The organism is Bradyrhizobium sp. WU425 (genome assembly GCF_021052305.1).
GTDB classification, from domain to species: Bacteria; Pseudomonadota; Alphaproteobacteria; order Rhizobiales; family Xanthobacteraceae; genus Bradyrhizobium; species Bradyrhizobium canariense_D.
This window is the reverse complement of record NZ_CP088089.1, coordinates 1,437,323-1,452,513: the sequence shown is the minus strand read 5'-3', so window position 1 is coordinate 1,452,513 and position 15,191 is coordinate 1,437,323. Positions and strand designations below refer to the sequence as shown.

Below are 15,191 nucleotides of genomic sequence, written 5' to 3'. Positions count from 1 at the left end.
GGAATGCCATGAGAGAAGTCGATCGTCGAAGCAGGCACAGCCGCCGCATCTTTCTCAAGGGCGCCGCGGCCGCCGTGCCGGTCGCGGCAGTCGCGACCAGCATCGCCGTCAGCATCGAGGGCGCCTGGGCCGACGAGGCAAGCGCGCTTTCGCCCGCGACGATGAAGACGCTGCTGAAAGTCGCGCGCGATATCTATCCACACGACGTCCTCGGCGACAGCTACTACATCACCGCGATCAAGCCGTGGGACGGAAAGGCCGCCAAGGACCCCGCCGTCAAGGCGCTAATCAGCGACGGCATCACCAGGCTCGATCAGAACGCGCGTGATCGCCACAAGGCGCCCTATGTCGAAGTGCCCTGGGAAGCCGACCGCGTGGTGCTTTTGAAGGAGATCGAGCAGAGCGACTTCTTCCAGAAGGTGCGCGGCGACCTCGTCGTCTCTCTCTACAACCAGAAAGACGTCTGGCCGCGGTTCGGCTACGAGGGCTCCTCCGCCGAACACGGCGGCTACATCAACCGCGGCTTCGCCGACATCGACTGGCTGCCGAAGGCTTAAGGCTCACCCAACGGTTCAGGAGAACGCATATGGCAAAATTCGATCTGAACGACTCCAGCGTTGTGGTGATCGTCGGCTCCGGTGCCGGCGGCGGCACGCTGGGCAACGAGCTCGCACAGAAGGGCGTCAAGGTCGTGATTCTCGAAGCAGGTCCCCGCATCGAGAATCAGGACTTCGTCAATGACGAGTGGGAGAGTTTCTCGCAGCTCGCCTGGACCGATGCGCGCACCACATCGGGATCATGGCGCGTCGCAAAAGACTTCTCGGGTCTTCCCGCCTGGATCGTCAAGGCGGTCGGCGGCTCGACCACACACTGGGCTGGCGCGTCGCTGCGGTTCGACGAGCACGAGTTCAAGGTGAAGAGCACCTACGGCAACATTCCCGGCGCCAACCTGCTGGACTGGCCGGTCACGCTCGCGGAGATGGAGCCGTGGTACGCCAAGGCCGAGAACAAGATGGGCGTGACCCGCACCAACGGCATTCCCGGACTTCCCGGCAACAATAACTTCAGAGTGATGGAGGCCGGCGCAAAGAAGCTCGGCTACAAGACGGTGCACACCGGCAACATGGCGATCAACAGCCAGCCGCGCGACGGACGCGGCGCCTGTCAGCAGATCGGCTTCTGCTTCCAGGGCTGCAAGTCCGGCGCGAAATGGTCGACGCTCTACACCGAGATACCCAAGGGCGAGGCGACCGGCAATCTCGAGGTTCGCCCCGCCAGCATGGCGGTCAAGATCGAGCACGATGCCGCCGGCAAAGTCACCGGCGTGGTTTACGCCGACGAGAGCGGTGCAATGCAGCGCCAGAAGGCACGCATCGTTGCGGTCGCCGGCAATTCGATTGAAAGCCCACGGCTGCTGTTGAACAGCGCATCCACGATGTTCCCCGACGGCCTCGGCAACTCAAGCGGTCAGGTCGGCCGCAATTACATGCGCCACATGACCGGTAGCGTCTATGCCGTGTTCGAGAAGTCGGTGCACATGTATCGCGGCACCACCATGGCCGGCATCATCCGCGACGAGGCCGCCAACAATCCGAAGCGCGGCTTCGTCGGCGGCTACGAGATGGAGACGCTGTCGCTCGGACTGCCCTTCATGGCGGCGTTCCTCAACCCCGGCGCCTGGGGACGTCCGTTCACCGCCGCGCTCGACGGTTATCCCAGGATGGCCGGGATGTGGCTGGTCGGCGAGGACATGGCGCAGGAAACCAACCGCATCACGCTCGATCCTGTCGTGAAGGACAAGTTCGGCCAGCCGGTCGCAAGCGTGCACTTCGACGATCATCCCAACGATCTCGCGATGCGCGCGCACGCCTACAAGCAGGGCGCTGCGGTCTACGACGCCGTCGGCGCCACCGTGAGCTATCCGACACCGCCCTATCCGAGCACGCACAATCTCGGCACCAACCGGATGAGCGAGAAGCCCAGGGATGGTGTGGTCAACAAGTTCGGGCAAAGCCACGACGTCAAGAACCTGTTCGTCTCCGACGGCAGCCAGTTCACCAGCGGCGCAGCCTGCAATCCGACGCTGACCATCGTCTCGCTGGCGATCCGGCAGGCGGATTACATTGCGGGTGCGATGCAGAAGAAGGAAATTTGATCCAATCTCGTTCGTCGTCCTGGCGAAAGCCAGGACCCATTGCCCCGGGAAGGAGTTCGGCGAAGGCTTGTTGTTCGGGACTCATACCGCCCATCGCTGATGGATTCCGCGGTATGGGTCCTGGCCTTCGCCAGGACGACATCAGGGCTATTCCGCTGCATCGAGGATGGGCGCAACCGTCGTCTTGAACGCCTGCACCGGCGCTGCCGTCTTGGAGCGGTAGATCAGGCAGGAGCAGCGCAGCAACGAAGCGAAATTGTTGACCTCGCCGTGATGGTCGAGCACCTCGGTGTAGAGCGTCGTCAGGAACTTGCCGACGCTCATGTTCTCCTTGGCCGCGATCTCCTCCAGCGTGTCCCAGAATGCCATTTCCAGCCGGATCGAGGTGCAATGCCCACCGATCCGCAACGAGCGGGTCTGGGATTCGTAGTCGCCTTGGGGCTGATGCGCGAAGAGATGGCACATGGCGTCCTCCCGTCCTGTTGCCATTTTTTCGCGATGCTACACCGCAGCCCGGTACCCCACAATCGGGACGGCAGCCGGAGATCGATCCATCCCGGTTGCGCGATTTTCTCGAACGTCCAATCCCATCAATGCGATAGATAGCCCTTTTCCCCAGCCCGCCACGTTCCTGTTGCCCAACACATGCTTTTGACGCAACACGGCCTAGAATGGCGTTCTCCGCGAATCCAGATCGAAGCCCAAGATCAAAGCCGAAAATCGAGTTTCATGCCCGTCCGCCAATTACCCGAACAGGTCGTCAACCGCATCGCCGCCGGCGAAGTGGTCGAGCGTCCCGCGAGCGTGGTCAAGGAACTGGTCGAGAACGCCATCGACGCCGGCGCGAGCCGGATCGACGTCTTTACCGATGGCGGCGGACGCCGGCGGATCGGCATCACCGACGACGGCGGCGGCATGACCGCCAGGGACCTGTCGCTGGCGGTCGAGCGTCACGCCACCTCCAAGCTCGACGACGAGGACTTGCTGCAGATCCGCACGCTCGGATTCCGCGGCGAGGCGCTGCCCTCGATCGGCTCCGTGGCGCGGCTTGCCATCACCACGCGGCATGCCAGCGAGCCGCACGCCTGGGCGCTCAATGTCGAGGGCGGCGAGAAATCCGAGATCATGCCGGCCGCGCTCGCGCATGGCACGCGGGTCGAGGTCAACGACCTCTTCTACGCGACGCCGGCGCGGCTGAAGTTCTTGAAGACCGACCGGACCGAGGCGGAAGCGATCCGTGAGGTGGTGCGGCGCCTCGCGATGGCGCGGCCCGAAATCGCCTTCACACTGGCGGGCGAAGAGCGCGCCCCGGTGACCTGGGCTGCGGCGCTGCCCGGCGTCGCCGGTCGCCTGACGCGCCTCGGCGACATCCTGGGGGCGGAGTTCCGCAGCCATGCCATCGAGGTCCATGCCGAGCGCGAGGGCGTGGTCGTCGCCGGCTATGCCGCAGCGCCCGCGCTGACCAAGGCCAACGCCCTCGGGCAATATCTGTTCGTCAACGGCCGCCCGGTGCGCGACAAGCTGATCCTAGGGGCGGTACGCGGGGCCTATGCCGACTATCTGCCGCGCGACCGTCATCCGGTGCTGGCGCTGTTCGTCACGCTCGATCCGCGCGAGGTCGACGCCAACGTGCATCCGGCCAAGACCGAGGTGCGGTTTCGCAACGCCGGCCTCGTCCGCGCGCTGATCGTGCACGGATTGAAGGACGGGCTTGCACGGGAGGGCCGGCGTACGGCCGCCAACAGCGGCGAAAGCGCGCTGTCTTCGTTCCGCCCCGCATTCACGCCGCGCCCGGCAAGCTGGGACTGGCGCCAGTCGCCATCCGCCCCGGTCGCGCCGATGCCGTCATTCGACGGTGCGGCCGCGCCCGCCTTCGCCGAGCGCGCGCAGGCTGCGTTCGATGTCGGCGCGCCCAGTGCAGACGTGCGGATCGAGAGCCAGCCCGTCGGCGATCTCGTCGACCGCCCGCTCGGGGCGGCGCGCACCCAGATCCACGAGACCTATATCGTCTCGCAGACCCGCGACGGCCTGATCATCGTCGACCAGCACGCCGCGCATGAACGCATTGTCTACGAGCGGCTGAAGGCTTCGCTGGCGGAGAACGGCGTGCAGCGGCAGATCCTGCTGATCCCCGAGATCGTCGAGATGGACGAGGCCACGGTGGAGCGCCTGCTCGAGCGCAGCGAGGAGCTGGCGTCGTTTGGCCTCGCGATCGAACCCTTCGGCCCCGGCGCGGTTGCGGTGCGCGAGACGCCGTCGCTGCTCGGCAAGACCAACGCCGGCGGCCTGTTGCGCGATCTTTCCGAGCACATGGCCGAGTGGGACGAGGCGCTGCCTCTGGAGCGCCGCCTGATGCACGTCGCCGCCACCATGGCCTGCCACGGCTCGGTGCGCGCCGGCCGCAGGCTGCGACCGGAGGAGATGAATGCCCTGCTCCGCGAGATGGAGGACACCCCGAACTCCGGCCAGTGCAATCACGGCCGGCCGACCTATGTCGAGCTGAAGCTGTCGGATGTCGAGAAGCTGTTCGGGCGACGGTAACGTTCGAAATTACGGCCGCTTCAAAAACACGAACTCCGTGTCGTCATAAGCGCGCCGCTCCAATTCCTCGAAGCCTTCCGGCGTGACGAACTGCGCAGCCTTCGCCTCTTCCACCACGAGCAGCGCGCCCGGCGTGAGCCAGCCCCCGTCGCGCAAGCTCGCAAGCGCCTTCTCCGCAAACCCTTTGCCATAGGGCGGATCGAGGAACACCAGCGAGAACGGCTCGACCGGATGCGCAGGACCAAGATCGGTCGCATCGCGGCGATAGACTTTTGTCACGCCACCTAAGCCCAGCGTCTCGACATTATTCCGCAGCAGGGCGCGCGCTTCCGCGCCGTTGTCGACGAACAGCGTGAACTTCGCGCCGCGTGACGACGCTTCGATGCCGAGCGCGCCGGTGCCGGCGAAAAGATCGAGCACGCGCGCGTCCGCAATCGGATCGTCATAGGCGTGCACGAGGATGTTGAACACGGACTCACGCAGGCGGTCCGCCGTGGGGCGGATGTCGCGCGAGGACGGTGAGGCCAGATTGCGCCCCTTCAATCGACCGCCGACGACGCGCAACGTCAGTCCTCCTTCGGCGCCAGATCGCGCTTGCCGTGATAGCCGCGCTTGGGACGGCGCGGCGGGCCGTAGCCGCTCGCCTCAGCCTCGTTGCGCTCGCGCGCTTCCTCGCTGCCGGTGCGTTGCACCAGCACGCGGCGGCCCTTGCGGTCGTTGATCACGCCGCGCTTGGTCGCCGGCTTCTTCTCGCGCGGCACGTCGTCGCCCTCATGCGAGGCAGATTTCTGCGGCACGTCGAACTGCGCGCCCGATTTCTCGATGATCTTTTCGCCGAGCTGGTCGCGCAGCACGCGGGACTTGATCTCCTCGACCTGGCCCTCGGGGACCTCGCCGAGCTGGAACGGGCCGTAGGAGACCCGGATCAGCCGGTTTACCTCGAGCCCGAGATGAGCGCAGACGTTGCGCACTTCGCGGTTCTTGCCCTCGCGGATCGCGAAAACCAGCCAGACATTGGCGCCCTGGTCACGCTCCAGCGTGGCGTCGATCGGACCGTACTTGACGCCCTCGATCTCGATGCCGTTCTTCAGCTCGTCGAGCTGCGCCTGCGTGACGTCGCCATGGGCGCGGACACGGTAGCGGCGCAGCCAGCCGGTGTCCGGCAGCTCGAGCGTGCGCGCGAGCCCGCCATCATTGGTGAGCAGCAGCAGGCCCTCGGTGTTGAAGTCGAGCCGGCCGACGCTGATCAGCCGCGGCAGACCTTCGGGCAGATTGTCGAACACGGTCGGACGGCCCTCGGGATCGTCATGCGTCGTCATGAGGCCGCGGGGCTTGTGATAGAGGAACAGCCGCGTGCGCTCGCGCTCCGGCAACGGCTTGCCGTCGACAGTGACGACATCGTTCGAGGTGATGTCGAGCGCCGGCGAATTGATGACACGGCCGTTGACGCTGACGCGGCCCTGCGTGACCATCTCCTCGGCATCGCGGCGCGAGGCGAGGCCCGCGCGCGACAGCACCTTGGCGATACGCTCGCCGGCCTTCTTCGGCTTGGTCTCTTCCTCGCGGCGTGGCCGCCGCTCGGAATCACGATCGCGCTCGCGATAGGCGCCGCGACCGCCGAAGGCCGGACGCTTCTCGAAGATCCTGCTCTCGTCCTCGTTTTCGCGGCGTGGACGATCGCCGGAACGCGCTTCGCTGCGGGGATGCTCGTGCCAGTCGGAACGGCCCTCGGAACGCTCGCGCGGACGATCGAATTTCGGGCGATCGCCGCCGCGATCGAACCTCGGACGATCATCGCGTGGACGATCGAATTTAGGACGATCGAATTTGGGGCGCTCGCGGAACGGACGATCACCCGATGGACGATCGTCGCGCGAACGGGAAAAGCGCGGACGGTCTTCGCCACCGCCATGCCGATCGTCGCGCTTCTGCCAGGGCTTGTCCCCACCGCGGTCGCTGCCGCCAAAATCCTTGCGCGGACCCTTGCTGAAGTCCTTGCGCGGCGGCCGGTCGCCGCGAGGCGCCGCATCGCGCTTCTGCCAGGGTTTTGAATCGCTGCGCTCGCTGCGATTGCGGTCCGGTGCGCCGCGCGAAAACTTCCGCTCGCCGTCGAACTTGCGTTCCGGACGGTCGCCACGCGGCGCATAAGGTCGCTTGTCGCCAAACTTCGCGTCACCGGTTCGGCCGGCCGGACGGGAATCGTCGCGATCCCTGCGCGGCGGACGGTCATCACGCCCATAGGACGGGCGATCACCGCGCGGCTTGAACGGCCGCTTGTCGCCATCGCGCGAGGGGCGATCAGAAAATGGGCGGTCACCACGGGGCTTGAACGGGCGCTTCTCGCCGTCGCGCGACGGACGATCGGAAAACGGACGGTCTTCACGCGGCTTGAAGGGACGATCGCCACGCGGCTTGAAGCTGCGCTCGCCACGATCCTCGCCGCGCGGCCGGTCTTCACGCGGCCGGTCTTGGCGATTGAATTTCGGGCGGTCGCTGAAGTCGCGGCGCGGGGCATCGCCCTCCTCGCGGCGGCGGAATGATGGACGGCTGTCGCGGTCGCCGCGGGGCAGGCGGGCGTCGCCCTTGTCCCCGGGAGGGCCGCGCTTGGCGAACTTCTTGTCGGGCCCGCGTGGTTTGCCGGACCGGCCCTTGGCCGGGCCTCCCTTGGCCGGGCCGCGATCACGCCGGCCGCGGGAATCGTTGTCTTTGTCGCTGTCGCGAGGCATGAATAATCTCACTCAGGGGATGGCCAGAAAGCATTGTGCGCGCTCGTCTCGAGCCGCATGCTCAGGCAAATTCGGTCAAGCACTTCTGCTGAAGGCGCAGCTACTAGCAGGTTTCTCGCGATGATACGAGGCTTGAAAGCCCCCTCTTTCATGGATTTGGCGCTCAAAACGGCCGAAAACGCCGGAAAGGCGGGCGAAGTTCCGATCGGATGTGTCGTGGTCCGCAATTACGAGGTCATCGCCACCGCGGCGAACCGGACGCTGACCGACTACGACCCCACGGCGCATGCCGAGATCGTGGCGCTGCGCGAGGCGGCCAAAAAGATCGGCAGCGAGCGTCTGGTCGACTGCGACCTCTACGTGACGCTGGAGCCGTGCACCATGTGTGCGGGCGCGATCTCGTTTGCAAGGGTGAGGCGGCTCTATTACGGCGCCGCCGACCCCAAGGGCGGCGCGGTTGAATCAGGTGTGCGGTTCTTCACGCAGCCGACCTGCCATCACGTCCCGGATGTCTATTCCGGGGTCGGCGAAAGCGAGGCGGCGCGGCTGCTCAAGGACTTCTTTCGGGAGCGGCGCTAAGGCGCGGCAAAGAACTCGCGCAGCGCCTTTGCGGTGACGTCAGGGTTCTCCTCGGTGAGGAAGTGCCCCGAATCCACCGGCATGCCTTCGACGTTCGTCGCCCATTGCTTCCAGATGTCGAGCGGGGTGGCGGTGGCTTGCGCCACGCCGGCATTGCCCCACAGCGCCAGCATCGGAATGGTGATCTTCTTGCCGGCCTCGAAATCGGCCTTGTCGAGATCGTAGTCGAAATAGGCGCCGGCGCGATAATCCTCGCACATCGCGTGGACGCGGGCGGGATCGCGGAACGGGGCGATGTAGTGTTCGAGCGCGCGCTTGTCGATCGCATCGAGCGTCTTCGATTTGGTCTGGCTCGCCATCTTGAAGCGCAGGAAGAACTCGCCATTGCTCGCGACCAGCGTCTCCGGCAGCGGATAGGGCTGCGCCAGAAAAGTCCAGTGATAGATCTTCAGCGCATAGGCGCGGTTCATCCGCTCCCAGTAATTGTAGGTCGGCAGGATATCGAGCACCGCAAGCTTCGACAGCCGGCCGGGATGATCGAGCGCCAGCCGATACGAGACGCGGCCGCCGCGATCATGGCCGGCGAGCGCGAAGTGCACGTGGCCGAGGCGCTCCATCGCCTCGACCATGGCCTTGGCCATCGCGCGCTTGCTGTAGGGCATGTGCAGCGCGTCGCTCTCGGGCATGTCGGACCAGCCATAGCCGGGCAGATCGGCGATGATCAGCGTGAACCGGTCGGCCAGCTGCGGCGCCACGCGGTGCCACATCACGTTGGTCTCGGAGAAGCCGTGCAGCAGCAACAGCGGCGGTCCCTTGCCGCCGACGCGGGCGAAGATGCGGCCGAAGGAGGTGTTGATCCATTCGGAGGCGAAGCCGGGATAGAGGTCGGCGAGATCGGACATCTTCTGCATCCTTATCTGTCAGCGTGGGATCTGCTCGGTCTTGAGAATGCCCCAAAACAAAAAAGTCGAAAAACAACCCCATGCACAGTAGCTAAGTCCAACAGCCGCCTACACAAATTCGGAGTGCCGACGGGCACGGCGGAAATTGCGCGCGCGTGCGAAAAAAGCGTGTCAGCCCTTGGACTTCTCGGCGTCCACGGCCTGCCAGCCGATGTCGCGGCGGCAGAAGCCTTCCGGCCAATTGATGCGGTCGACGGCCTGGTAGGCGCGCACCTGCGCTTCCGTCACGGTCTTGCCGAGCGCGCAGACATTGAGGACGCGGCCGCCATTGGCGAGGATGGCGCCGTCCTTCTCGACCGTGCCGGCGTGGAAGATCTCGGCGGTCTCGACCTTGGCGGCGTCATCGAGCCCCTCGATCCGCGTGCCTTTCTGGTAATCGCCGGGATATCCCTTTGCCGCCATCACCACCGTGAGCGCGGCCTCCGGATGCCAGCGCAGGTCAAAGTTCTTCAGCTGCCCGTCGCAGGCGGCGAGGAAGGCCGGCACGATGTCCGACATCATCCTGAGCATCAGCACCTGGCACTCGGGATCGCCGAAGCGGACGTTGAACTCGAACAGTTTTGGCCCTTGCGTCGTCAGCATGATCCCGGCGTAGAGAATGCCGCGAAACGGCGTGCCGCGCTGCTTCATGCCTGATACCGTCGGCAGAATGATCTTGGCCATGATCGCGTCATGGATCGCCGGCGTGACCAGCGGCGTCGGCGAATAGGCGCCCATGCCGCCGGTGTTCGGGCCGACGTCATGGTCGAACACGCGCTTGTGGTCCTGCGCGGAGGCCAGCGGAATGGCGGTCTCGCCGTCGCACAGCGCGAAGAAGCTGATCTCGCGGCCCGGCAAGAACTCCTCGATCACGACCTCGGCGCCGGCCTCGCCAAAGGTGCCGTCGAACATCATGGCGATGGCGTCCTCCGCCTCGCGCACCGACTTGGCGACGACGACGCCCTTGCCGGCGGCAAGACCGTCGGCCTTGACCACGATCGGCGCGCCCTGGCTCTGGACGTAGGCACGCGCATCGGCGGCGTTGGTGAATCGCTTGTAGGCGCCGGTCGGAATGCCGAATTCGGTGCACAGCGCCTTGGTGAAGCCCTTCGAGCTTTCGAGCTGGGCGGGGATCCTGTCCGGCCCGAACGCCTTGATGCCGGCGGCGGTGAGGTCATCGACGATGCCGGCCGCCAGCGGCGTCTCCGGGCCGACCACGACGAGCGCGACCGCGTTCGCCTTGCAGAACTCGATCACGGCGGCATGGTCGGCGATGTCGAGCGCCACGCATTCCGCCTCGCGCGCGATCCCGGCATTGCCCGGCGCGCACCAGAATTTGGTCACCAGGGGAGAGGCCGCGATCTTCCACGCCAGGGCATGTTCGCGACCGCCGGAACCAAGCAGGAGAATGTGCATCGAGGGCTCAGAAATGAGGGATTTGCTGGGGGCGGAGGTCGCACGAATCGGGGCCGGGCTCAAGGGGGCGGCGCCCGAACTCCCCGTCATTCCGGCGCTCGCCGCTGAGGCGCGAGCCCGAATTCATCGGGACCATACGCAGACGACCAGCGATGGGATTGACCGGCTCTCCTGCTCTCAAGCTCAACTTGCTTACCCAAATCCTTCAAGATGGCCATCTCGTAGATGACGCGTCCCTTGTCGAAATCGCCAGTGCCATTGTGGCGGCACGTTTGCCGGACAATAGTTGGGTACGTGGACACATCAAACAAACGCTAAGTGGTCTCGGTTCTTCGTCTATATGGAGCTTGTATGCCCAAATCTGGCTTGCTTCGAAGTACTCATCGAACGATGAACTCATGGCAATAATTGACACGAAGGCCTCCATGTGGGGAAGCAACGAGCATCTCACTCGATTAGTCGCAGGAATGTTTTCCAGATTTGTTGGCTCTCCGCTTCAATCAAAGTTTGAGGCAATACTTCGCAAGGCAGGGGGCTTTGCTACCTCAAGTGTAACGCAGTTTCACCGCGAGCTTGCTAATACCGTTGCTGGCTTCACAGCCATCAGAAAGTTCATCGTTGCTCACAACACTTCACTTCCAAATCGCATTTCGCACGCAAAGTTTTTGATGCTCCTCTCGCTCCTTCGGAACGCGGGCATTGCGCCGGTGGCAGTAACCCAGTTGAAAACCATCACGCAGTCGCTCTAACGGACCCATTTTACGCTCACCTTGTACCGTAAGCAGCCCGTAGGATGGGTTGAGCCCTTGCGAAACCCATCGCACTTGTTTCGTGGTAACGTCCCGTCATGACCGCGTACCGCCGCAACTTTCTTCCGGGTGGGTGCTTCTTCTTCACGGTCAACCTGGCGGAGCGGAGGCTAGCGTTGCTGACGGATCATATCGGGTTGTTGCGCACGGTGTTTCGTGAAACGCACCGACGCCATCCATTCACGATCGATGCCATCGTGGTGCTCCCTGATCACCTTCACACGGTGTGGACGTTACCAGAAGGTGATGCCGATTTTGCAATGCGCTGGCAGTTGATCAAATCCACCTTTTCCCGCGGTCTGGCGCGCAACGAGAGGATATCCCCAAGCCGCGCGGCCAAAGGTGAACGGGGCATCTGGCAACGCAGATATTGGGAGCATACCATTCGCGACGAAACCGATTTCGCGCGGCATGTAGACTATGTTCATATTAATCCGGTCAAGCACGGGCTCGTCGACAGAGTCCGTGACTGGGCGCCCTCCTCGTTTCATCGCCACATAAAGCTCGGCAATTACCCGGCCGATTGGGCCGGCGATCAGTCGGATGACGGCCGCGATTTCGGAGAACGGGGATAGAGAAGCGATGGGTTCGCAAGGGCTCAACCCATCCTACGAGCTTTGTACCAGTAAAGCAGCGTTGGCCCCTTGATGCCTTGGACCCCGGAGAATCGTACTCGCTTTCGGCACCTGCACACGGCGCCCGGATCGGCATCCGACGCAAGGGAACGCGCGAAGCCGTCCTGCTATGGGAGCGCCAGAATCGCCCGCAATTTCTCGTTCAACTGATCGATAGAAAACGGCTTGCCTATCGCGGGCGAACTGTTGAACTCCTCCTCGAGCGGAGGTCCGCCGTAACCCGTGCTGAACAGGAAGGGAATCCTTCGCTCCCGCAAGATGCGAGCTACCGGGAAAACAAGTTCGCCAGCCAGGTTCACATCAAGGAGCGCCAAATCGAACGATGCCGTCGTCGCGAGTTCGCACGCCTTTTGTACGTGGGCTGCTGAGGCAACGACCTTCAAGCCCAGTTCCTCAAGCATATCTTCGAGCATGAGGGCCACAAGGCCCTCATCTTCGACCAGGAGAACCTTGGCGCCGGACAGCTCAACCATTGGACGCTGCAGGCATAATGGGAAACACCATGCGGCAGCGAGTGCCCTCCGGCTCGAATACCAGATCGAACTCACCTGCGAGATCATGCTCGACGCAACGTTCCATCAACCGCGTGCCGAAGCCGCGCCGCTTTGGAGGCGTAACAGGTGGTCCGCCACGTTCGTGCCATTCGCAATCCAGCACGGCTTGCGAGCGCTCGCCGGCGCTGATCCGCCAAGTGAGCGAAACTGATCCATTCGGCACTGAGAGTGCGCCGTACTTCGCCGCATTGGTCAGAAGCTCGTTGAGCACCATGGTGATGCTCAGTGCCATGCGGGCGTCTAGCTCAACGTGCGGCCCGCTAGTCAGCACCCGTCCGCCCGACATCGGAGCGACGATATCGTGGACGAGCTTTTCGAAAGGCGTATCCTGCCAGTTTCGCTTCGTCAGCAGGTCATGTCCGCGGGCGAGCGCAAGCAGCCGTCCCGTGAAGGTCGGCAGAAATTCCTGCAGATCGGCGGCGTGACGGGCGGTCTGGTTCGCCAGAGATTGCACCGTGGCCAGGGTGTTTTTCACACGGTGGTTTAGTTCGTCGATGAGAGCCTTTTGAGCGTTCTCGGCGTTCTTCCGCTCGCTAATGTCGACGAGCATGTTGATGGCGCCGACCAGATTGCCGTCCGCGTCGCGCAGCGGCGTTGGAAAAGGAATAAACGGCACGCGTCTGCCGTCTGGACGTTCGGCCACCGCTTCGGCACCGCGAACCGGCCGGTTTTCGCGCAGCGCAACAGCCATCGGGCATTCATTGTGCGGCAGCGGCGAGCCGTCGGGCCAATAGAGCTTCCAGGTCACACACCATTCGTCGCCTGGCTGCGGCGTTCTGCCCGCCATCTCGACGGCAGCCCGATTGAAGAAATTAATGCGCCCCTTGGCGTCCGTCGTGTAGATGGCTGCTGGCAACGCCTCGAGGAGATCGCGCATGCGCTGCTCGCCTTCACGCAAGCGATCCTCCAGTTGCTTGGTGGTGGTGACATCCTGAGCGACCCGCACGCCATAAAGGAAGCAGCCTTCCGAATCCCGCACCGACGAACTGAAGATATCCAGATGGCGAACGGACCCGTCAGGCCGTAGTACACGCTTGCGAACCGTGTAGTTCTCGATGTCGCCGCGGACTTGCCGCGCGTACAGTTCGGCATCTTCGGTCTGATCGTTGGAATCGGTGTAGTCGAGGAAGGTCATCCCCAACAGTTCGTCGCGTTTGCGCGCGGTGATGCGGCAGAGGGAATCATTCACCCGCAAGAAGCGACCGTTCTCGTCGGTCTCCGAAATGCCGACGCTGGCGGCCTCATAAGTCGCCGCAAGCCGCGCCTCACTTGCTTGCCGTGCCTCTTCGGCAGCATGCAGTTCGGTGACGTCGGTCGTGAAGCAGCGCGTGTTGACAAACTTGCCGTCCACAATGCGGCTGTTCGAGGTAATCAGGACATGCTTGATCGTGCCGTCGCGGGCGCGCAGCCGGGCAGGGTAGCGCTGCAGCGGCTCACCGCACGAAAGACGCTGGAGAATATCGCCAATCACGGGAGCGTCGGCGTGGAACTCGGCGACATGACGCCCGATATACTCCTCGGGCCGGTACCCAAGCAGATCCAATTCGGCCTTATTGGCGCGAATGATAATTCCCTCGCCACTGACGATGTGAAGGCCCACCGCGCCATTGTCGAAAAAGTCCTGCAGATCCTGCGTCGTGCGGCGGACTTCCTCCTCGACCTGCTTGCGTCCGGTGATGTCCTGGAAGCAATTGATGGCGCCCTGGATGCGACCAGAAAAGTCGCGCAACGCCCGGATGTTGACCATGGCCGTGAAGCGAGAGCCATCCGGCCGCGCCATTATCACTTCGGCATTGCGCGTCGGCGTTCCCGCGCGAACGGCGGTGGCCATGGGGCAGTCGGCATGCGCGAGGGGAGTTCCATCCAGCAGGTAGAGCTGGTGTGAACCGCAGAAGCGCTCCCTCCCGACATCAGGTGTGCGCCCCCACAGCACCACAGCCTCCGCGTTATAGGCGACCAGCAGCCCCTCCGCGTCACAGAGATAGACTGCGCCCGGAATGGCATCGAGCGCGGCAGCGCCGGCCGCAACCAGGGCCTCGAACTCCGTGGGGCGGTGCCGGGCGGAGAGTGGGAATTCTTCTACGTTCGACATGCGGGTGCCCGGCTCTCGGGGGCGAGAGGAACGACGACCCGATACGAGCGTCGTTCGTGCAATAAACATGGGCGGACGCCCCTCCGGCCCGCCGAACTGCTCTTAACGCATCACGGGCCCCTTGGTTCCCCCCGTAGGTACGGGTTCGCGAGGGTCCGCTAATGGCGGTTATCGGCGTCAGGACAAGCTGATGAGCATGTCCGCTAAGCGCCGCCTGACCGGGGACATTGCATGGCCGCGACCGCCACTGAGCGGCGTTACTGTCTTGTGTGGTGCTTGAGAACAGTGACGCGCCGATCTCTGTGCCACACTTCTAAATCGTGGCCGTCGAGCAGCTGTCTCGCTTTGGCTGTGGCCTCGTCGTCGTTGGCGCAATCGATCTCATGAACGCCGCTGATCCGCCCGTCCTCGCCCATGATATAAGCGCGGTAGTCCATCGCACGCCTTCCCCGTTGGGAACATTTTACCTCCCAGTTACGGGCGCGGCCTTAACATAGATTAATCGATGTCGTGGGTGCCTCAATCGTCGCAATGAGCTTCTGGCACTTGAAGATGCGGACATTTTGAAGGAGCGTGTATCGAGATAGCTTTGGACCCGCAGCAATCGGCCATCGCAATGCCGGCAATCCCAAATTGATATGGACTATCGTTGTACGGGCGAGCCTCGCAGGTCAGCTTCGGGTCACAAGCCATCGATCATGCCCGAGGTGGGAGACTCCGCTTTGCGTTAGTAAGCCGACGTT

At 63.8% G+C, this 15,191-nt stretch carries 14 protein-coding genes; 6 read left to right on the top strand and 8 right to left on the bottom strand.

Going from position 1 to position 15,191, the window contains the following annotated elements:
* The first annotated feature begins 8 nt into the window (after window positions 1-8).
* Window positions 9-557 (top strand): gluconate 2-dehydrogenase subunit 3 family protein, encoded by a 549-nt coding sequence (locus BcanWU425_RS06930; protein ID WP_204512381.1) that lies wholly within the window; start codon window positions 9-11, stop codon window positions 555-557.
* A 29-nt stretch (window positions 558-586) separates the two neighbouring features.
* On the top strand, window positions 587-2,155 hold the full coding sequence (locus BcanWU425_RS06925) for a GMC family oxidoreductase (RefSeq protein ID WP_085350087.1): 1,569 nt from the start codon (window positions 587-589) through the stop codon (window positions 2,153-2,155).
* Window positions 2,156-2,302: 147 nt separating this feature from the next.
* Here BcanWU425_RS06925 and BcanWU425_RS06920 read toward each other — a convergent pair whose 3' ends face one another.
* Complete coding sequence (locus tag BcanWU425_RS06920; RefSeq protein ID WP_018453472.1) at window positions 2,303-2,620, bottom strand: ribbon-helix-helix domain-containing protein; 318 nt, start codon at window positions 2,618-2,620, stop codon at window positions 2,303-2,305.
* Between the two features lie 264 nt (window positions 2,621-2,884).
* On the opposite strand from BcanWU425_RS06920, the gene mutL reads away from it, so the two are divergent.
* Complete coding sequence (mutL, locus tag BcanWU425_RS06915; protein WP_204512382.1) at window positions 2,885-4,696, top strand: DNA mismatch repair endonuclease MutL; 1,812 nt, start codon at window positions 2,885-2,887, stop codon at window positions 4,694-4,696.
* 9 nt (window positions 4,697-4,705) lie between these two features.
* Here the strand turns inward: mutL and rsmD are convergent, their stop codons facing one another.
* Window positions 4,706-5,260: a 16S rRNA (guanine(966)-N(2))-methyltransferase RsmD gene (rsmD, locus tag BcanWU425_RS06910; RefSeq protein WP_018453470.1), complete on the bottom strand. Its 555-nt coding sequence runs from the start codon at window positions 5,258-5,260 to the stop codon at window positions 4,706-4,708.
* A gap of 2 nt (window positions 5,261-5,262) precedes the next feature.
* Window positions 5,263-7,422, bottom strand: coding sequence for a pseudouridine synthase (locus BcanWU425_RS06905; protein ID WP_204512383.1), 2,160 nt, complete (start codon window positions 7,420-7,422; stop codon window positions 5,263-5,265).
* 120 nt (window positions 7,423-7,542) lie between these two features.
* Between BcanWU425_RS06905 and BcanWU425_RS06900 the strand changes: the two genes are divergently transcribed.
* A complete protein-coding gene (locus BcanWU425_RS06900; protein WP_204512384.1) occupies window positions 7,543-8,001 on the top strand; it encodes a nucleoside deaminase in 459 nt (152 codons plus the stop codon).
* On the opposite strand, the gene BcanWU425_RS06895 is transcribed toward BcanWU425_RS06900, so the two are convergent.
* Together BcanWU425_RS06895 and purD are read right to left on the bottom strand one after the other, a co-directional pair.
* The gene (locus BcanWU425_RS06895) at window positions 7,998-8,903 is read right to left on the bottom strand and encodes an alpha/beta fold hydrolase (protein ID WP_085350169.1); all 906 of its coding nucleotides are present in this window, start codon (window positions 8,901-8,903) and stop codon (window positions 7,998-8,000) included. The genes BcanWU425_RS06900 and BcanWU425_RS06895 overlap by 4 nt on opposite strands.
* A 171-nt stretch (window positions 8,904-9,074) precedes the next feature.
* On the bottom strand, window positions 9,075-10,358 hold the full coding sequence (purD, locus tag BcanWU425_RS06890; RefSeq protein ID WP_204512385.1) for a phosphoribosylamine--glycine ligase: 1,284 nt from the start codon (window positions 10,356-10,358) through the stop codon (window positions 9,075-9,077).
* 152 nt (window positions 10,359-10,510) lie between these two features.
* On the opposite strand from purD, the gene BcanWU425_RS06885 reads away from it, so the two are divergent.
* Together BcanWU425_RS06885 and BcanWU425_RS06880 are read left to right on the top strand one after the other, a co-directional pair.
* Window positions 10,511-11,107 (top strand): hypothetical protein, encoded by a 597-nt coding sequence (locus tag BcanWU425_RS06885; protein WP_204512386.1) that lies wholly within the window; start codon window positions 10,511-10,513, stop codon window positions 11,105-11,107.
* 98 nt (window positions 11,108-11,205) lie between these two features.
* Entirely contained in the window at window positions 11,206-11,742 is a 537-nt protein-coding gene (locus BcanWU425_RS06880; RefSeq protein WP_204512387.1) for an REP-associated tyrosine transposase, read from the top strand.
* 167 nt (window positions 11,743-11,909) lie between these two features.
* On the opposite strand, the gene BcanWU425_RS06875 is transcribed toward BcanWU425_RS06880, so the two are convergent.
* The 3 genes from BcanWU425_RS06875 to BcanWU425_RS06865 all read right to left on the bottom strand — a co-directional run bounded on the left by BcanWU425_RS06875 (window position 11,910) and on the right by BcanWU425_RS06865 (window position 14,885).
* A complete protein-coding gene (locus BcanWU425_RS06875) occupies window positions 11,910-12,275 on the bottom strand; it encodes a response regulator (RefSeq protein WP_018453464.1) in 366 nt (121 codons plus the stop codon).
* The gene (locus BcanWU425_RS06870; RefSeq protein WP_018453463.1) at window positions 12,268-14,448 is read right to left on the bottom strand and encodes a PAS domain-containing sensor histidine kinase; all 2,181 of its coding nucleotides are present in this window, start codon (window positions 14,446-14,448) and stop codon (window positions 12,268-12,270) included. The genes BcanWU425_RS06875 and BcanWU425_RS06870 overlap by 8 nt, the downstream gene beginning before the upstream one ends.
* Window positions 14,449-14,705: 257 nt before the next feature.
* A complete protein-coding gene (locus BcanWU425_RS06865; protein WP_018453462.1) occupies window positions 14,706-14,885 on the bottom strand; it encodes a hypothetical protein in 180 nt (59 codons plus the stop codon).
* Window positions 14,886-15,191 lie beyond the last annotated feature (306 nt).